The sequence below is a fragment of the Aeromonas sp. 601039 genome, from assembly GCF_049174415.1.
GTDB classification, from domain to species: Bacteria; Pseudomonadota; Gammaproteobacteria; order Enterobacterales; family Aeromonadaceae; genus Aeromonas; species Aeromonas veronii_A.
This window is the reverse complement of record NZ_JAAKTL010000020.1, coordinates 60,700-77,582: the sequence shown is the minus strand read 5'-3', so window position 1 is coordinate 77,582 and position 16,883 is coordinate 60,700. Positions and strand designations below refer to the sequence as shown.

The 16,883-nt window shown below is 60.3% G+C and carries 12 protein-coding genes; 5 read left to right on the top strand and 7 right to left on the bottom strand.

Going from position 1 to position 16,883, the window contains the following annotated elements; translation table 11 throughout:
* Positions 1-432: 432 nt before the first annotated feature.
* The 4 genes from pflB to G5195_RS15930 form a co-directional block, all read right to left on the bottom strand.
* On the bottom strand, positions 433-2,715 hold the full coding sequence (gene pflB / locus G5195_RS15945; protein ID WP_005352571.1) for a formate C-acetyltransferase: 2,283 nt from the start codon (positions 2,713-2,715) through the stop codon (positions 433-435).
* 46 nt (positions 2,716-2,761) lie between these two features.
* Positions 2,762-3,610: a formate transporter FocA gene (gene focA / locus G5195_RS15940; RefSeq protein WP_005333620.1), complete on the bottom strand. Its 849-nt coding sequence runs from the start codon at positions 3,608-3,610 to the stop codon at positions 2,762-2,764.
* 381 nt (positions 3,611-3,991) lie between these two features.
* Positions 3,992-5,752, bottom strand: coding sequence for a 30S ribosomal protein S12 methylthiotransferase accessory factor YcaO (ycaO, locus tag G5195_RS15935; RefSeq protein WP_043824548.1), 1,761 nt, complete (start codon positions 5,750-5,752; stop codon positions 3,992-3,994).
* Between the two features lie 193 nt (positions 5,753-5,945).
* Positions 5,946-7,379 carry a glycoside hydrolase family 1 protein gene (locus tag G5195_RS15930; RefSeq protein WP_159158768.1) on the bottom strand — a complete coding sequence of 478 codons (1,434 nt, stop codon included), beginning with the start codon at positions 7,377-7,379 and terminating at the stop codon, positions 5,946-5,948.
* 166 nt (positions 7,380-7,545) lie between these two features.
* Between G5195_RS15930 and G5195_RS15925 the strand changes: the two genes are divergently transcribed.
* Positions 7,546-8,409, top strand: a complete 864-nt coding sequence (locus G5195_RS15925; protein WP_216978919.1) for a LysR family transcriptional regulator — start codon at positions 7,546-7,548, stop codon at positions 8,407-8,409.
* A gap of 36 nt (positions 8,410-8,445) precedes the next feature.
* Here the strand turns inward: G5195_RS15925 and G5195_RS15920 are convergent, their stop codons facing one another.
* A complete protein-coding gene (locus G5195_RS15920) occupies positions 8,446-9,195 on the bottom strand; it encodes a substrate-binding periplasmic protein (protein WP_421236299.1) in 750 nt (249 codons plus the stop codon).
* Positions 9,196-9,370: 175 nt separating this feature from the next.
* Positions 9,371-11,635 carry a 5-methyltetrahydropteroyltriglutamate--homocysteine S-methyltransferase gene (gene metE, locus G5195_RS15915; protein WP_421236298.1) on the bottom strand — a complete coding sequence of 755 codons (2,265 nt, stop codon included), beginning with the start codon at positions 11,633-11,635 and terminating at the stop codon, positions 9,371-9,373.
* Between the two features lie 276 nt (positions 11,636-11,911).
* Here metE and G5195_RS15910 point away from each other — a divergent pair, with 276 nt between their 5' ends.
* Positions 11,912-12,820, top strand: a complete 909-nt coding sequence (locus G5195_RS15910) for a LysR substrate-binding domain-containing protein (RefSeq protein WP_227342682.1) — start codon at positions 11,912-11,914, stop codon at positions 12,818-12,820.
* Between the two features lie 6 nt (positions 12,821-12,826).
* Here the strand turns inward: G5195_RS15910 and G5195_RS15905 are convergent, their stop codons facing one another.
* On the bottom strand, positions 12,827-13,762 hold the full coding sequence (locus tag G5195_RS15905; RefSeq protein ID WP_227342681.1) for a LysR substrate-binding domain-containing protein: 936 nt from the start codon (positions 13,760-13,762) through the stop codon (positions 12,827-12,829).
* Positions 13,763-13,954: 192 nt separating this feature from the next.
* Between G5195_RS15905 and G5195_RS15900 the strand changes: the two genes are divergently transcribed.
* Genes G5195_RS15900 through G5195_RS15890 form a run of 3 tightly spaced genes read left to right on the top strand, consistent with a single transcriptional unit; the run spans position 13,955 to position 16,874 of the window.
* A complete protein-coding gene (locus G5195_RS15900; RefSeq protein WP_421172570.1) occupies positions 13,955-14,692 on the top strand; it encodes an isochorismatase family protein in 738 nt (245 codons plus the stop codon).
* A gap of 59 nt (positions 14,693-14,751) precedes the next feature.
* Positions 14,752-15,651: a pirin family protein gene (locus tag G5195_RS15895; protein WP_421172571.1), complete on the top strand. Its 900-nt coding sequence runs from the start codon at positions 14,752-14,754 to the stop codon at positions 15,649-15,651.
* Positions 15,648-16,874 (top strand): CynX/NimT family MFS transporter, encoded by a 1,227-nt coding sequence (locus G5195_RS15890; protein WP_421172572.1) that lies wholly within the window; start codon positions 15,648-15,650, stop codon positions 16,872-16,874. Before G5195_RS15895 ends, G5195_RS15890 begins: the two co-directional genes overlap by 4 nt.
* Positions 16,875-16,883: the final 9 nt, after the last annotated feature.

The following is a 16,883-nucleotide window of genomic DNA, read 5'->3' as shown; positions in this document are numbered from 1 at the left end:
CAGAGGCAGAGGCAGAGGCAGAGGCAGAGGCAGAGGCAGAGGCAGAGGCAGAGGCAGAGGCAGAGGCAGAGGCAGAGGCAGAGAATGATTCCATAGTCACAGGCTTATGGGTATTGCTTGATACCCGCGATGGCGCCTCTGTTCACCCCTTAAACCTGCTCAGCTGTTCCACGAGCCATAGCAACACTGATGCAATGGCAGGCAGAGCAACCGCCTATCCCCTTAGAGCGCGAATAAAGCATAATCGCATTACAGACGGGGCCTAGGTCAATCCTAGTGAGCCCCTCCCCTTGATCCTCTTCAAATCCCCAGTAACAACTGTTGTGGTTGCGATGGAACTGGGGGCGATTCACAGGGGATGATTACTCCCCCTGAATCGCACGCATAAAAAAACCGGCGCCTTGGCGCCGGTTTTTGCTCACTATGTCTCGATTACAGAGAAGCAGTGAAGGTACGGGTGATGACGTCTTGCTGTTGCTCTTTGGTCAAAGAGTTGAAGCGAACGGCATAACCGGATACGCGGATGGTCAACTGCGGATATTTCTCCGGGTTTTCCATGGCGTCCAGCAGCATTTCACGGTTCATCACGTTAACGTTCAGGTGCTGACCACCCTCTACGTTGGATTCGTGGTGGAAGTAACCGTCCATCAGGCCAGCCAGGTTGGCTTTCTGGGCTTCCATATCTTTACCCAGTGCGTTCGGAACGATGGAGAAGGTATAGGAGATACCATCTTTAGCGTAAGCGAACGGCAGCTTGGCTACGGAAGTCAGGGAAGCAACAGCACCCTTCTGGTCACGACCGTGCATCGGGTTGGCACCCGGGCCGAACGGAGCACCAGCACGACGGCCATCCGGGGTGTTACCGGTCTTCTTGCCATATACCACGTTGGAGGTGATGGTCAGAACAGACTGGGTAGCAACAGCACCACGGTAGGTGTTCAGCTTCTGAATCTTCTTCATGAAGCGCTCAACCAGGTCACAGGCGATATCATCGACGCGAGCGTCGTTGTTACCGAACTGCGGGTATTCGCCTTCGATTTCGAAGTCGATGGCAACGCCATCTTCGTCACGAATCGGCTTGACCTTGGCGTACTTGATGGCAGACAGGGAGTCAGCGGCTACAGACAGACCAGCGATACCACACGCCATGGTGCGATATACGTCACGGTCGTGCAGCGCCATCAGAGAGGCTTCGTAGCTGTACTTGTCGTGCATGTAGTGGATGATGTTCAGCGCAGCAACGTATTGCTTGGCCAGCCAATCCATGAAGTGGTCCAGACGATCCATTACGTCGTTGTAGTCGAGGTACTCGGACTTGACCATCTCGGTTTTCGGACCGACCTGGATCTTGAGCTTCTCGTCCATACCACCGTTGATTGCATACAGCATGGTCTTGGCCAGGTTGGCACGAGCACCGAAGAACTGCATCTGCTTGCCAACGATCATCGGGGATACACAGCAAGCGATGGCGTAGTCATCGTTGTTGAAATCCGGACGCATCAGATCGTCGTTCTCGTACTGAACGGAAGAGGTCTCGATGGATACCTTGGCACAGTACTTCTTGAAACCGACCGGCAGCTTCTCGGACCACAGGATGGTCAGGTTCGGCTCAGGGGACGGGCCCATGGTGTACAGGGTGTTCAGCATACGGAAGCTGTTCTTGGTGACCAGAGTACGGCCATCAACGCCCATACCAGCCAGGGTCTCGGTCGCCCACATCGGGTCGCCGGAGAACAGTGAATCGTATTCCGGAGTACGCAGGAAGCGAACCATACGCAGCTTCATGACCATGTGGTCCATCAGCTCCTGGGCTTCTTGCTCGGTGATCAGGCCTTTCTGCAGGTCACGCTCGATGTAGATATCCAGGAAGCTGGAGGTACGACCGAAGGACATGGCAGCACCGTTCTGGGACTTGACTGCCGCCAGGTAGGCGAAGTAGGTCCACTGTACGGCTTCTTTGGCGTTCTTGGCCGGTACGGAGATATCGCAACCGTACTTGGCAGCCATCACCTTCATCTGTGCCAGGGCACGGTGCTGCTCGGAGATCTCTTCGCGCAGACGGATGGTGGCTTCCAGGTTGACGCCGTTTTCCAGGTCAGCTTGCAGGGACTTGAACTGGGCCAGTTTGTCGGCCATCAGGAAGTCAACACCGTACAGAGCAACACGACGGTAGTCACCGATGATACGGCCACGGCCGTAGGCATCCGGCAGACCGGTGATAACACCAGACTTGCGGCAGTTCAGGATGTCTTTGGTGTAAACGTCAAACACGCCCTGGTTGTGAGTCTTGCGGTATTCGGTGAAGATCTTCTCGACCATCGGGTCCAGTTGACGACCGTACACTTCGCAAGAAGTTTTAACCATCTTGATACCGCCGTTGGCGATGATGGCGCGCTTCAGCGGCTTGTCAGTCTGCAGACCAACGATCTGCTCCAGGCTCTGATCGATATAACCGGCATCGTGTGCGGTAATGGTGGAGGGCAGGTCAGTATCAAAATCAACCGGCGCATGAGTGCGGTTTTCGATTTTGATCCCTTCCATGACCTTGTCCCACAGCTTGGTGGTCGCTTCGGTCGCGCCAGCCAGGAAGGACTCGTCACCTTCATACGGGGTGTAGTTCTTCTGGATGAAGTCACGGGTGTTGACAGAGGTCTGCCATTCACCGGCCGCGAAGCCTTCCCATGCTTTTTGGAACTGTTCGTTAAGTTCTGCCATTTTTCATTACCTCACACGGTATTGATGTAGTATCCCGCAATCATCCTTAATGATGACGACGGAAGATAAACCAGTAAGTCAGACCAACCATCACGCCACCACCGATGATATTGCCGATGGTCACGGGGATGAGGTTGTGTAGGACGAAGTTGGATACGGTCAGGTCAGCAAAGGTTGCCGGATCCTGGCCGATGGCCTGCCAAAATTCCGGACTAGCCACGCTGTGGATAGCGATACCAACCGGAATCATAAACATGTTTGCGATGCTGTGCTCGAAACCTGAGGCAACGAACATGGCAACCGGCAGCAGCATAACCACTACCTTGTCAGTCGCGCTGCGGGCACCAAAGGCCATCCATGCAGCAAGACATACCATCAGGTTACAGAGGATACCCAGCGCCACCGCTTCGAAGAAGGTGTGGTGAATTTTGTGTTGGGCCACTTTGAGGGCGTTAAGGCCCCACTGACCGTCTGCTGCCGTGTACTCGGCAGAAACGATGATCAGCGCCACCATCAGGAGACCGCCAATCAGGTTACCGAAGTAGACCAGACCCCAATTCTTGAGCAGCTGAGCCCAGCTGATGCGATTGGCAGCCTTGGCCACCAGTGTCAGGGTGGTGGAGGTGAACAGCTCGGCACCGAGCAGCACACAGAGAATAAGTCCGAGAGAGAAGCAGAGACCGCCAACCAGCTTGGCCATACCCCAAGGCATGGAACCGGTTCCGGTCGTCACTGTGATGTAGAAGATAAATGCGATGGCGATGAAAGCGCCTGCGGTAATGGCCAGTGGAATGACCTTGTATGCCGGCTTGGTAGCCTTGGCATAGGTGATGTCTTCAGCCAGTGCAGCGATGGCTTCGGGCTTGAGACAATCGAATGGAGATTCAGCTTTCAATTATTTTCTACCTGAATGTTTTGCCTGTTGAAATCATAACAAAGGGCCAAATAGCCAAAATTGACATTGATCAAGTTTATCAGAGTGCGAATGTAATTTTACTACAAATATTTTAGTGCGATGGCTACGCCACTTTACACCAGGTATCAGCTGAAACAGAAATATCACATTTTTAATGCAATGATTTTAAAGAATTTATTTTCGATCATGGAAATATGGTATTGGCAAGATATCTTTGCAGATCGACAGCACATCCCCTGCCCTGCCATCAACCCCCTTAGGGGTATTTTTTGTTTTTTATTTCATCTTTGAATAACTATCCCGTGCCTTGCCGCACGATAAACAGAAGGGGCCACACGGCCCCTTCCTTTACAGCAACGATCACGCCCAGTGATGGGCTCGCTTGGCCTTCTGCAGCTTCTCGTAGGCCGCCAGCAGCTTCTGGTGCAGTGGGAACTGGGAGAGCGACAGATCGGCCGCCTCCAGCCCGTGGAAGCGTGCTTCGCCAGTGGCGTTGGCCCATGCCTGTGCCAGCGTCTCTTCACCATACATGCGAGTGAAGACGGCGCGATACTGCTCCGGATCCCGCTCCTCGTCGAGGAACAACTCGACGCAGGCACGCAGGGCGCGGTAGTAGCTGGCACGCTCGGCAGTAAACACCGACTGGTTGAACTCCATGGTCCAGTCGATGAGATCCAGTGCGGTCTCCAGCTCACCGGCGGCCAGCGCCAGCATGGCTTTCAGCTCGCCAACGCGCAGGGTGTGCAGCGCGGTCCCCTTGGCAGCGGCGATGCCCAGCAGCTCGCGTACACGGGTACGCTCGTCGTGCCCCTCTTCATCCAGTTGATCAAAAAACGCCATGTACTGCTCGGCATCCCAATCAAGTGATGGCAGTGCCAGGATCACTTCGCGCAGGTTGGCGCCCATATTGTTGTTGGCCAGCAACAGATCTTCGGCCGGATAGATGTCGGACATGCCGGGCACCAGAATGCGGCAGGCGTAGACACCCAGATGCTCGTAGTCGGCGATATAGACCGGCTGCTCCAGCTCATGGAAGATGCCGATCAGGTGATCGAACTCCTCCTGCGAGGTGCCACGGAAGTCCCAGTCGGCAAACTCGAAGTCCGCATCCTGCTTGAACAGATCCCAGCTGATAAGGCCCGAGGAGTCGATGAAGTGGGTCTCGAGGTTGTGGTGATCCGCCACCTGCTCGTTGTCGAATGACGGCGGCACAAACACGTCGAGATCCTTGAGACCACGGCCCTGCAGCAGCTCGGTGACGGTCCGCTCGAAGGCCACTTCGAAGCGCGGGTGGGCACCGAAGGAGGCAAAGCAGGTGCCATTGCTCGGGTTGAGCAGCACCACGCAGATGACCGGATAACGGCCACCCAAAGAGGCATCGAAGCTGTAAATGGGGAAACCTTCCGCTTCGAGCGCCGCGATGGAGGCGGCAATCCCCGGATAACGGGCAATCACCTCGTCCGGGATCAACGGCAGGCTGATGGCCTCGGCGATGATCTTGTTCTTCACGTGGCGCTCGAACACCTCGGAGAGCGCCTGGGTGCGCGCTTCGGTCTTGGTGTTGCCAGCGCTCATGCCGTTGGAGACATAGAGGTTGCCGATGATGTTCATCGGGATGTAGACGGTCTCGTGATCGGACTGGCGCTCGAACGGCAGGGCGACGATACCGCGCTCCTCGTTGTTTGACTGCAGATCCACCAGCATGTCGGCGGTCACTTCACCGTCCGGGTTGTAGAACTTGCGGGTGAAGCTGTCTAGCAGACCGGCCGGGAACTGGTCACCCTCGATGGGGAACCACTTCTCGTTCGGGTAGTGAACGAAATCGCCGTTGGCGACCTGCTCGCCCAGATAGAAGTCGGCGAAGAAGTAGTTGGTGGAGAGACGCTCGAAATATTCGCCAAGGGCAGACGCGAGTGCCGCCTTCTTGCTGGCACCCTTGCCGTTGGTAAAGCAGAGGGCGCACTCTTTGTCCCGAATATGCACCGACCAGACGTTCGGCACGGGGTTGAGCCAGGAGGCCTCTTCAATATCAAAGCCCAGAGCTTGCAGCTTGGTCTGGAAGCGTTCGATGGAGTCTTCCAGCGCCGCGTCCTTGCCGGGAATAAAAGTGTGGTCAGTCATCACGATATCCTGATTTTTATTGGCTCATGTTCGGCCGCAGATAATAGCAGGGGTCGGCGGCTTTGGCAGGACAAAAATCAGTAAACAAGGATGAGTCGCACGGTGAGAAACCGGCTTGCCCCCTCTCCCCCGCCACAAACAGCGTGGGCCCGGGGATTGCCCGGGCCCCCTGGTTACGCGACGCGATAAACCGTCAGAGCTGCTTGCCCTGGCTCGCAATCAACTGGCTGTACCAGTGGAAGCTCGCCTTCTTGATCCGGCGAAGGGAGCCCCCCTGCTCGTCACGCTCCACATAGACGAAGCCGTAACGCTTCTGGTAGCCGTTGAGCCAGCTCAGGATGTCGGTGAACGACCAGGCGCAGTAGCCGAGCAATTCCACGCCATCCTGCATCGCCTCCTGGCACGCCTTGACGTGGCTGCGCAGGTAATCGATGCGGTACTCATCGTTCACCTTGTCGCCCGCCTCCAGCTTGTCGAACTCGCCAAGACCGTTCTCGGTGATCATCAGCGGCAGACCATAGCGGGAAGAGAGGCGACGCAGGGCGATGCGCATCCCGGTCGGGTCGATGGCCCAATCCCAGTTGCTGGTCTCAAGGTGCGGATTGGGCGCCGTCTTGTAGAGGCCCGGGATGCCGCTGGACGGGGTAGTGCCCTTCTTGCCGGTGGTGTTGATCCGCTGCAGGGTCTGACCGCCCAAGGGGTTATCGGTGTAGGTCAGGGTGTAGTAGTAGTTGACGCCGATGTAGTCGGGCGTCCCCTCGCGCAGCAACTCCATATCGCCCGGCAGGATCTCGGGCGCCTCGCCGTTTTCTCGCAAGTAAGCGAGCGCCGCCTGCGGATAGCGGCCAAAGCAATAGGCATCCAGCCACCAGAGGTTGTTGAACTCCTCGGCGTTCTCGTAGGCCAGCATATCTTTCGGATCGCACGACGCCGGATAGGCTGGGGAGTAGGCAAAGCTCGGGCCAATCAAGCCATTCGGCACATGCTGGCGAAACGCCTTGATCACCCGGGCATTGGCCAGAAAGGCGATATGGTTGGCGGCAAAGAAGCGCTTGCGATCCTGCACTGCGGGCGGATGGGTGCCGAGCTGATAGGCATTGGTCAGGTTGTAGTTCTGCTCGTTGAGGGACACCCAATACTTCACCTTGCCGGCAAAGCGCTGATAGAGGGTCACGCAGTAGCGCTCGAAATCCTCGATAATGCGTCGGTCTTCCCAGCCGCCGTACTCATCCTGCAGCGCTTGCGGCAGATCCCAGTGGTAGAGGGTCAGCACCGGCTCGATCTGGTGGGCCAAGAGGGTATCGATCAGCTTCTCGTAGAAGGCCAGTCCCGCCTCGTTCACCTCCCCCCGACCGGTGGGGTAGATGCGCGGCCAGCTCACCGAGAAGCGGTAGGCCTTGAGCCCCATCTCGGCCATCAGCGCCACATCCTCTTCCATGCGGTGGTAGTGATCCACCGCCACATCGCCGTTGCTCCCCTCAAAGGTCTTGCCCGGCAGCTTGGTGAAAAGATCCCACACCGAGGGCCCCTTGCCATCGGCATTCCAGCCCCCCTCCACCTGATAGGCGGCGGAGGCGGCGCCCCACAGAAAATCGCTCGGGAAGTCGTTGAACTTGTGGTGATGCATCTGGTGTTGCTCCTGCTGCGCTGATGGTGTCAGCCATCTCTGATAACCCGGCGCCCCGTGCCGGGGTACCCGAAATGAATTGGCATAAGCATCCATCACTTCTAAAATTCCGTCCAATGACAAATATGACCACTCAACATTCCCAACAGGAATAAAAGGAGCCCTGATGGAGCTACGGGATCTGAAAGCCTTCGTCACTCTGGGGGAGGTGCTGCACTTCGGCCAGGCGGCGGTGCGCCAGCACGTTACCCAGTCGGCCCTGAGCAAACAGATAAGGCGGCTGGAGGAGGAGCTGGGCGGCGAGCTGTTTGAGCGCAACGCCAGTACCACTCGCCTCACCGGACTGGGCAGGGCACTGTATGAGGATGCCAGCGCTGTGGTCATCCAGAGCGAGCAGCTCTCGCGCACCGCCCGCGACGTGCTGGCGGGCAATGTCGGCACCCTGCGCATCGGCTTTGGCGTGGCCACCAAAATCCTGGTGCCCGCCGCCATTGCCCGTTTTCGCGCCGAGCGGCCGCAAGTGACTATCGAGCTCAACGATCTCTCCACCCACCACCAGCTGCTGGCGCTCAGTGAAGGCAAGCTGGATCTCGGTTTTTGCCGCCTGCCCGCCCCCAAGGGGTGGCACGCCCTGCCGGTGGTCGAAGCCCACTTTGTCGCCGTACTACCCGCCAGCTACCGCGATGTGAGGGAGTTGGCGGATCTGGTGGACAAGCCGCTGGCGATCCTCCGTCGGGACAAGGCCCCGTCGTTTTACGATCACCTGATGAACTATCTGGCCCAGAGCGGGCTGCGTTTTCGCGATATCCAGTACGTCAACGACTTTGCCGCTGGCGTCGCCACCGCGGCAGCCGAGATCGCCTGGACCCTGGTCCCCTCCTCCACCACCATAGAGCACCCGGATGTGCTCACCCTCCCCTTGAGAGACGGGGAAGCCTGTTGGACCATTGGCCTTATCCGTCCGCCCCACAGCAAGGGGCCCTTGATCGATGCCTTCTGGGCAACCATCGCCGATATGACGCCAAGATAGACACGCCCTTGGCAAACCGCAGATGGCGGCAACGCATCAACGATAGCGTTCGACGATACGCGCCAACTCGCCGCTTTGTCGCAGCTGTTGCAGGGCACGGTTGAACTCGGTTATCCGGGTATTGAAGCGGGAGTGCTTGCCGATGCAGAGATTGAACGGGGTAGAGGCAAGCTGCAGCGGCACCTCGACCACCTGCCCGGACAATCCCAGCTGGTTGAGTTTGAAACGTGCCACCAGTGGGTCGGTCACCATCAGGTCCCCCCGACCCGCCGCCAGCATTTTGAAAACATTATCGACATTGATGGTGTGATGAACGGTGAAGCCCGCCAGATTCTCCTTGCCCCAGCCGTTACCGAAATAGTCGAGAAAGGTAAGTGATTTGAAGTCGCTCAAGCGGCTGGCACGCTGAAAATCGCTCATCCGGGGGTGGCCAAGCCGGGTAAATACCGTCAAAACCGTCGTGGTAACGGGCTCCTCCACCACCAATGTGTAAGAGCGGCACTCCCGGGTGGCGATGGTGACAAAGCCATCGGCCTGCGCCATCCGCACCAGTTTTTGCGCCCGTTGCCACGGATAACCTTCATGGCGCACCCGCAGCCCCATCTGCGCTGCCACCCGATCCATCACGTCTATCATCAGCCCGCGCATCCTGCCCTGTTCGTCACGCCACGAATATGGGGCAAAGTCGTCAAAGTAGACCATCTTCAACTCGGCCGCTGGTGCCGCCCATGCACTCTGCCACATCAGCAATCCCCACAGGATTGCGCTCCCCAGACTGACTCTCATGGCCGCGACTCCATCCACTTCTGCCAACTCTGAGCCTAGTGCAAAGCGGGCTGCGGCAAGGTTCAGGATCCAGTGGAAAAGTGGCCAACGAAAAAAGAGAGAGGAAGCAATGGCTTCCCCTCTCTCGTTCGTTTGTCAGCACGCCACCTTACCGATGGCGGTCACGGCTAGCCGGTTACGCCAGCTCGGCCCGCAGCGCCCTGGTGGCATCGACCATCACCTTGAGGGCGGCCTCAGTCTCTTCCCAGCCCCGGGTCTTGAGGCCGCAATCCGGGTTGACCCAGAGCCGCTCGGCCGGGATCTGCTTGGCCGCCTTGCGCAGCAACCCCTCAATCCAGCTCTGGCTCGGCACGTTCGGCGAGTGGATGTCGTAGACGCCCGGGCCAATCTCGTTGGGGTAGTTGAAGCGTTCGAACGCTTCGAGCAGCTGCATCTGGCTGCGGCTGGTCTCGATGGTGATCACATCCGCATCCAGCGCCGCCACCGCCTCGATGATGAGGTTGAAGTCGCTGTAGCACATGTGGGTGTGGATCTGGGTGCGGTCCGCCACCGGGCTTGCGCTCAGACGGAAGGCGCGCACCGCCCAGTCGAGATAGGCCTGATGATCCTGCTTGCGCAGGGGCAAGCCTTCGCGGATCGCCGGTTCGTCGATCTGGATGATCTTGATGCCGGCGGCTTCCAGATCTGCCACCTCGTCACGAATGGCCAGCCCGATTTGCAGGGCGGACTGCTCGCGGCTCACATCTTCCCGCGGGAAGGACCAGCAGAGGATGGTCACAGGGCCAGTCAGCATCCCCTTCACCGGCTTGTCGGTCAGGCTCTGGGCAAATCGGGTCCATTCGAGCGTCATGGGAGTCGGGCGGTCAATATCGCCGGTGATCACCGGCGGTTTGACGCAGCGGGAGCCATAGCTCTGTACCCAGCCGAAGCGGGTGATGGCAAAGCCATCCAGCAGCTCACCGAAATACTCCACCATGTCGTTGCGCTCGGCCTCGCCGTGCACCAGCACATCCAGCCCGATGGCCTCCTGACGCGCGATGGCATCGCGGATCTCGGCCTGAATGCCCGCCTCGTAGGCGCTGTCATCGATGCGACCGGCGCGCCAATCCTGCCGCAACACCCGGATCTGCGAGGTCTGCGGGAAGGAGCCGATGGTGGTAGTGGGCAGCAGCGGCAGCTTGAGATCCGAGCGCTGCAGCTCGGCCCTGACCGGATAGGGGCTGTGGCGATCAAAATCGCTGTTGGTGAGGCTGGCGAGCCGTGACTGCACCGCTTTTTTGTGCACCCGGCTGTCGGACTCCCGATCCACGATGGGCTGGCTGTAGGCGGCAATTTTGTCGAGCTCGCCCCCATCCAGATACTCTCTGAGCAGTCCCAGCTCGAAACATTTTTGCAAGGCGAAGGCGAACCAGCTGCGGGTCTGGGGATCCAGCTCCTGCTCTAGGGTCAAATCCACCGGGCTATGCAGCAATGAGCAGGATGAGGCCACCCAGAGCCGCTCGCCGAGTTTGGCTTTCAGTGCCTTCAGAGTCGGCGCCAGCTTGGCCAGATTGGCACGCCAGACGTTGCGGCCGTTGATCACCCCGGCGGAGATGACCCACTGGGCGGGCAGATGCGGCACCAGGGTCTCCAGCTGTTCGGGGGCGGCCACCAGATCCAGATGCAGGCCATCTACCTTGAGGCTGGTGATGATGTCGCGCTGATGAGCCACCGAACCGAAATAGGTGGTGAGCAGCAGCTTGCAGGGGCCCGTGAGGCGCTCGTAGGCGTTGAGATAGGCCAGCCGCCACTCGTCCGGCAGGTCCAGCGTCAGCGCAGGTTCATCGATCTGTACCCACTCCACCCCTTGGGCGGCCAGTTTGGCCAGGATCTCCTGATAGACGATGAGCAGGCGATCGAGCAGTTCAAGGCGGGAGAAGCCGCTCTCTTTCTCCTTGCCGAGCCACAGATAAGAGACCGGCCCCAGCAGCACCGCCTTGACCGGCAGCCCCAGCGCCTTGGCCTCTTCTACCTCGTCAAACAGCTGGCTCCAGCCCAGTTTGAAGCGCTGATCACGGCTGAATTCCGGCACCAGATAGTGATAGTTGGTGTTGAACCATTTGGTCATCTCGGCGGCGGCCGCCGCCGGGCCGGTCGGCGCACGGCCGCGGGCCACCCGGAACAGGGTGTCGAGATCGGTCTCGCCATGGCGGTGGCGGGCAGGCACTGCATCCACCAGCAGGCTGGTACCGAGCACCTGATCGTACCAGGCAAAGTCGCCCACCGGCAGCAGATTGACCCCGGCGCCGTGCTGGGCCTGCCAATGGCGCTCACGCAGCGTCTTGCCCACGGCAACGAGTTCGGCCTGAGTGGTCTCGCCACGCCAGTAGGATTCGAGGGCAAATTTCAGCTCGCGCTTGGCGCCGATACGGGGGAAGCCCAGGGTGTGTGCTCGTGTCATAGCTTCATTTCCTTATGCTCATTCATCTGATGGGAAACTGGATGATTTAGCCATCCAGATGTTTACACATCCAAAATGACAAGATAAGGTGACGCTGGCTATTGAATCCTCTTCAAGTGGCTCTCAAATAATCCTCAACTGACCGCCAATCAGGTTCACCGCGAGGATACAGAGGCCGATTTTTACAGGTGCAAGAGGTGCCGGTGTCAAGAAGCGCAGCAGGCTACCGCCGGCCGCAACCTCAGCGCCATATGCAATCTCACAAGGAGCCATCTTATGGCAGTGCCAAGCAATGCAGGGATAGAGATCAAACACTTGAAAACATTGACCGCGCTGGCCGAGCAGGGCTCGCTGGCCGGTGCGGCGCTGACCCTCAACCTTACCCAGTCCGCCCTCTCCCACCAGCTCAAAGAGCTGGAGACCCGCCTCAATCTGGAGCTCTACCTGCGCAAAAGCCGCCCGCTGGTGCTGACCGCAGCCGGCAGCCAGCTGCTCGCCCTCGCCCGTCAGGTACTGCCCGCCCTGGCCCAGACCGAGAAGCAGTTGCAGGCCTTGCAGAGCGGCGATGCGGGCAGGCTGCATCTGGCGCTCGATTGCCACAGCTGCATCCAGTGGCTACTGCCGCTATTGCCAGATTTTCGCCGCCAGTGGCCTGGGGTGGATCTGGAGGTGGAGTCGGTGCCGGGCTTTGATGCCATCAATGCCCTGCTCGGCGGCCAGCTCGACCTGCTGCTCACCTCCGATGTGCAGGCCCGCGGCGATCTCCACTTCGAGCCGCTGTTTGCCTTCGATCTGACTCTGGTGATGGCGCCGTATCACCCCCTCTGCCACCAGAGCCGCATCGAGCCGAGCGATCTGGGGCCGGAGGTGCTGCTGGTCTATCCGGTGGAGCGCAGCCGCATGGATATCTTCAGCCGCTTTTTGCAACCCGCCGGGGTGGAGCCCGCCCGCTGCAAGCCGGTGGACAACACCTCGGTGATGCTGCAGATGGCCGCCGCCGGCCTCGGCGTCGCCGCCTTGCCACGCTGGGCCAGCGACGAGTTTGTCAGACAGGGGATGCTCTGCGCCCGCCCCCTCGGCAGCGGTATCCGTCGCCATATGTACGGCGCGGTGCGGGCCGCCGATCGGGATCAAGCCTGCCTGCAGAGCCTGTTCGAGCGCATTCGCCGCAAGATGGAGGGATAGCTCTCCTCAGCGTGGCTGACCGACCTCTGCCAGCAGTGCAGGCAACTGCACCTTGATGAAGTCGATGAGGGCCCTGACCGCCGGTGACAGACCGCGCCGCGCGGGATAGAGCATCACCAGCTTGCCATCTTTGGGACGCCACTCGGGCAGCAGTTGTTGCAGCCGCCCATCCGCCAACTCACTCACGCAGGCGTAAAGTGGCAAGCCCACCATCCCGAGCCCCGCCAGCGCCGCCTGTTTGAGGGTTTGCACATTGTCGCTGCGCAGCAGCACATTGACCACCACCTCCTCACTCTCCCCACTGTCGTGCCGCAGCCGCAGCAGATCGGCCTGACGCTCCAGCGAGCTGAAAAGTAGGGCATCCTCTCCTTCCAGCTGCCGTGGATGCGCCAGCGCATTGTGGCGCGAGAGCCACGCCGGGGTCGCCAGCACGCCCCACTGCACCGTACAGAGCGGCACCTGCACCAAGCTGGAGGGGGGCTGCTCGAAGGCCACCCCGCGGATCACCACATCCAGCCCCTCCTCCAGCAGATCCACCTGCCGGTTGCTGGCTTGCACGGCGAGCCTCACCTTGGGGTATTGCGCCATAAAAGCGGGCAGCAAGCGGGCAAGCAGCGCATCGGCAATGGTAATGGGCACGCTGATCCGCACCAGACCGCTCGGCTCCTGCTGCCGTTGCCGCACAGCCGCCTCTCCGGCCTGCGCCTCGGCCAGCATCGCCTGACAGTGGCGATAGAGCACCTCACCGGCATCGGTCAGACTGAGTTGGCGCGAGGTTCGTTGCAGCAGCCGGGTATCCAGCCGCTCCTCCAGCAGCCGGATCCGGCGCGAGATCCGCGACTTGGGCACGCCAAGCGCCCGCGCGGCGGCAGTGAATCCCTGTCGCTGCACCACATGGGTGAAGAGATAGAGATCATTCAAATCAAGTTCCAGTGGTGTCATCGGGCTGCCTTGGTCAGGGTGAGGTGCATTCACATCGTTCCACCAATAGAACGATAAGAACCTATTTCACCAGATTGTCGCCATTTTTGCAGCCATCATAATGGCCCTGTCCCCATCAGACGGTTGCTGCACGGGCAATCCGCCACACCAGCAAGGGCCGTTTGACTGTTCCGATATCACAAGGAGTTCACCATGAAACTGCAACAAATCTGCTCTGCCACCCTGCTCGGTCTGGCGACCCTGACCGCCACGCTGGCCACCACAGCGACACCGGCCATAGCCGCCGAGGCTGCCAGCCATCCGACCGTATCACCCAACCGCTATCTGGAGATGCTCTCCCGAGACAATGCGGTACTGCTGCTGGTCGACCATCAGGTCGGCTTGCTGAGCGGCGTACGCGACACCACGGTGGGCGAGCTCAAGCACAACGTGGTGGCGCTGGCCAACGCCGCCCGCGCCCTCGGCGTGCCGGTGATCGTGACCGCGACCATGCCCGATGGCATGTGGGGCCCGACCATACCTGAACTGACCAGTGCCCTGCCGGATGTGAAGGTGATCAACCGCACCGTCATCAACGCCTGGGACGATCCTGCCGTGCGCGCCGCCATTGAGAAGACCGGCCGCAAACAGCTGATCATCGCCGGGGTATCCCTCGAGATCTGCGCCAGCTTCCCGGCCCTCTCTGCCAAGGCTGCCGGCTATGATGCCCGGGTGGTGCTCGATGCTTCCGGCACCTTCAACGAAGCCAAGCGCACCACGGGTCTGCAACGCTTGCTGGGGGCCGGTATCCCGGTCACCGACTACGCCTCTGCCGCAGTCGAGATGCTGCGCAGCAACGTCGACCCCAAGGCGCACGATGTCTACAACGCCCTCGACATGCCTTTCGCCACCCTGGTGTGGCAGATGCAAGAGGGTGCCAAGAAGTCGTAACTCGCCCCGCCTTCGGTCAGATGACCGAAGGCATCTTTTATCTTCTGGAGGATCCATTGATGACCAGACGCCTGACTCTCTCCGCCCCCGTCAAGGGCCAACCGCTGCGCATTGGCAGCGGCTTTGCAGCCAGCCATTTTGGCGAACACTTTTTCAACGGCCTGATAGACCCCGTGGTGATGGTGGATCACTTCCAGATGACCGCCCCCACCTTCGAGCCCCATCCCCACGCCGGGATCTCTGCCGTCACCTATCTGTTCGAGGATTCGACGAGCCCCCACGTCAACTACGACTCCCTCGGCAATCAGGGCCCCATCGAACCGGGCGCGCTCCACTGGCTGGCGGCCGGGCGCGGGGCCGTACATACCGAGCAGCCGGAAGGGGCATCCCCCTATGTCCACGCCCTGCAGATCTTCGTCAACCTGCCTGCCCGTCAAAAGATGATGTCGCCTTTTGCCGTCCACGCAGCCGCTGCCACCATCCCCGAGTTTCATGGCGAAGGGGTGCGAGTGCGGGTGGTCGCAGGCCACAGCAACGGGATAACGGCACCACACTCGGTAGAACTGCCCCAACCCTTTACCCTGCTCGATGGCCATTGCGCGCCCGGCAGCCGCTTCACCCATCTGCTGGCGGCAGGCTGGAATGCCATGATCTATCCCCTGACCGGATCGCTGACCCTGCAGGCGGAGGGAGAGCGGCACCTCATCCCGGCAGGTCACGGAATGGGTGTCAGCCTCTCTGCCGATGGCGGCGAGGCGGAGGCACTGCAACTTGAGGCCACCGAGCGCTGCCACTTCGTGCTGCTCTCAGGCCAGGCGCTCAATGAACCCCTGGTCAAACATGGCCCCTTCGTCATGAACAGCCACGACGCCATTGCAGATCGGCTGCATGCCTATCAGCACGGCGAATTTGGTCAGCTCAACGATGCGTGGCTGCGCAACGGCCAATATCGGCCATGAGCACGCTCGCTGGCCACCAGCCACAAAGCACGCGCTGGCCTCTGGTCTTCCTCGCCATTTTTGCCGGTGCCAGCGGCGCCCTCTGCCTTGGCAAAGTGCCCGCCGTACTCGGCATACTGCGCAGCGAGCTGGGGATGACACTGGTCGAAGCCAGCTATCTCGCCTCAGCTTTCAATACGCTGGCGATCCTCTTCAGCCTCTTTCTCGGCCTGCTGCTGACCCGCTGGAGTGGGCGGCAAACCGGGGTTGTCGGGCTTTTGGTTATCGTGGCAGGCGGAGCGTTGGCACTGCCCGCCACCGGGCTGGCCATGATGCTGCTGTCGCGCATTGTAGAGGGGATTGGCTTTTTGCTGGTCTCGGTGGCCATGCCCGCCTTTATCGTGGCGGTGACCCGGGAGGAGGAGAAACGGCTGGCCTTGAGCCTGTGGGCAGTCAACCTGCCCCTCGGGGCGGCGACGGGTATGCTGCTCACCCCCTGGCTCACGGCGCAAGGGGGCTGGCGACTGGCCTGGCTGATCCTGATGATCCCGCAACTCTCTGCCCTGCTGCTTCTGCTCGCCAGTCGCTCAGCAGATAAACTGCGGGTCTGGGCACCCCAATACTCGATCAACTCGGGCCACCCGCTGCGCCAACTCACGGTGCTCCGACAACTGACACTCTGGCGCTACGGGTTGGCGTTCACGCTCTACAGTCTGATGCTCTGGGCGCTCTTTGTCTGGCTGCCAACCATGTTGCAAGGCAGCCCCGGGATTGGCCAAAGCCAGATCGCCCTGCTCTCGGCGCTGGCGGTGATCGCCAATATTCCCGGCAACCTGCTGGGGGCATGGCTGCTGCGCCGGGGCGTGGCGCGAGATCGGCTCATCAGCTGGGCACTGGGCCTGATGGCGCTGTGTGGCATGATCGCCTTCTGGCCCGGCCTGTCGCCGTGGTGGGCCTATGGGCTCTGCCTCGCCCTCTCCCTGGCGGGCGGTATGGCGCCGCCAGCCATCCTCTCGTCTGCGCAGGAAGTGAGTCAGGGGCCGGTACAACTGGCCATCGTGCAGGGCTTTTTTGTCCAGCTCGCCAACCTCGGTCAGCTGCTGGGGCCCTTGCTGCTGGCGGCCCTGATGACGGACAGCGGCCATTGGGGGAGCGCTCGCTGGCTCTTTCTGGGCGGCTTGCTGCTGGCAATCGGACTCTATCTGTGGCGCCGCCAGCCCATTGGCGGGCAAGAGCCCAACTGACAGCTAGGC

Coding starts and splice junctions, on each gene's coding strand:
- pflB (WP_005352571.1), bottom strand. CDS start 2,715: ATGGCAGAACTTAACGAACAGTTCCAAAAAGCATGGGAAGGCTTCGCG.
- ycaO (WP_043824548.1), bottom strand. CDS start 5,752: ATGACTGACCACACTTTTATTCCCGGCAAGGACGCGGCGCTGGAAGAC.
- G5195_RS15930 (WP_159158768.1), bottom strand. CDS start 7,379: ATGCATCACCACAAGTTCAACGACTTCCCGAGCGATTTTCTGTGGGGC.
- G5195_RS15925 (WP_216978919.1), top strand. CDS start 7,546: ATGGAGCTACGGGATCTGAAAGCCTTCGTCACTCTGGGGGAGGTGCTG.
- G5195_RS15920 (WP_421236299.1), bottom strand. CDS start 9,195: ATGAGAGTCAGTCTGGGGAGCGCAATCCTGTGGGGATTGCTGATGTGG.
- metE (WP_421236298.1), bottom strand. CDS start 11,635: ATGACACGAGCACACACCCTGGGCTTCCCCCGTATCGGCGCCAAGCGC.
- G5195_RS15910 (WP_227342682.1), top strand. CDS start 11,912: ATGGCAGTGCCAAGCAATGCAGGGATAGAGATCAAACACTTGAAAACA.
- G5195_RS15905 (WP_227342681.1), bottom strand. CDS start 13,762: ATGACACCACTGGAACTTGATTTGAATGATCTCTATCTCTTCACCCAT.
- G5195_RS15900 (WP_421172570.1), top strand. CDS start 13,955: ATGAAACTGCAACAAATCTGCTCTGCCACCCTGCTCGGTCTGGCGACC.
- G5195_RS15895 (WP_421172571.1), top strand. CDS start 14,752: ATGACCAGACGCCTGACTCTCTCCGCCCCCGTCAAGGGCCAACCGCTG.
- G5195_RS15890 (WP_421172572.1), top strand. CDS start 15,648: ATGAGCACGCTCGCTGGCCACCAGCCACAAAGCACGCGCTGGCCTCTG.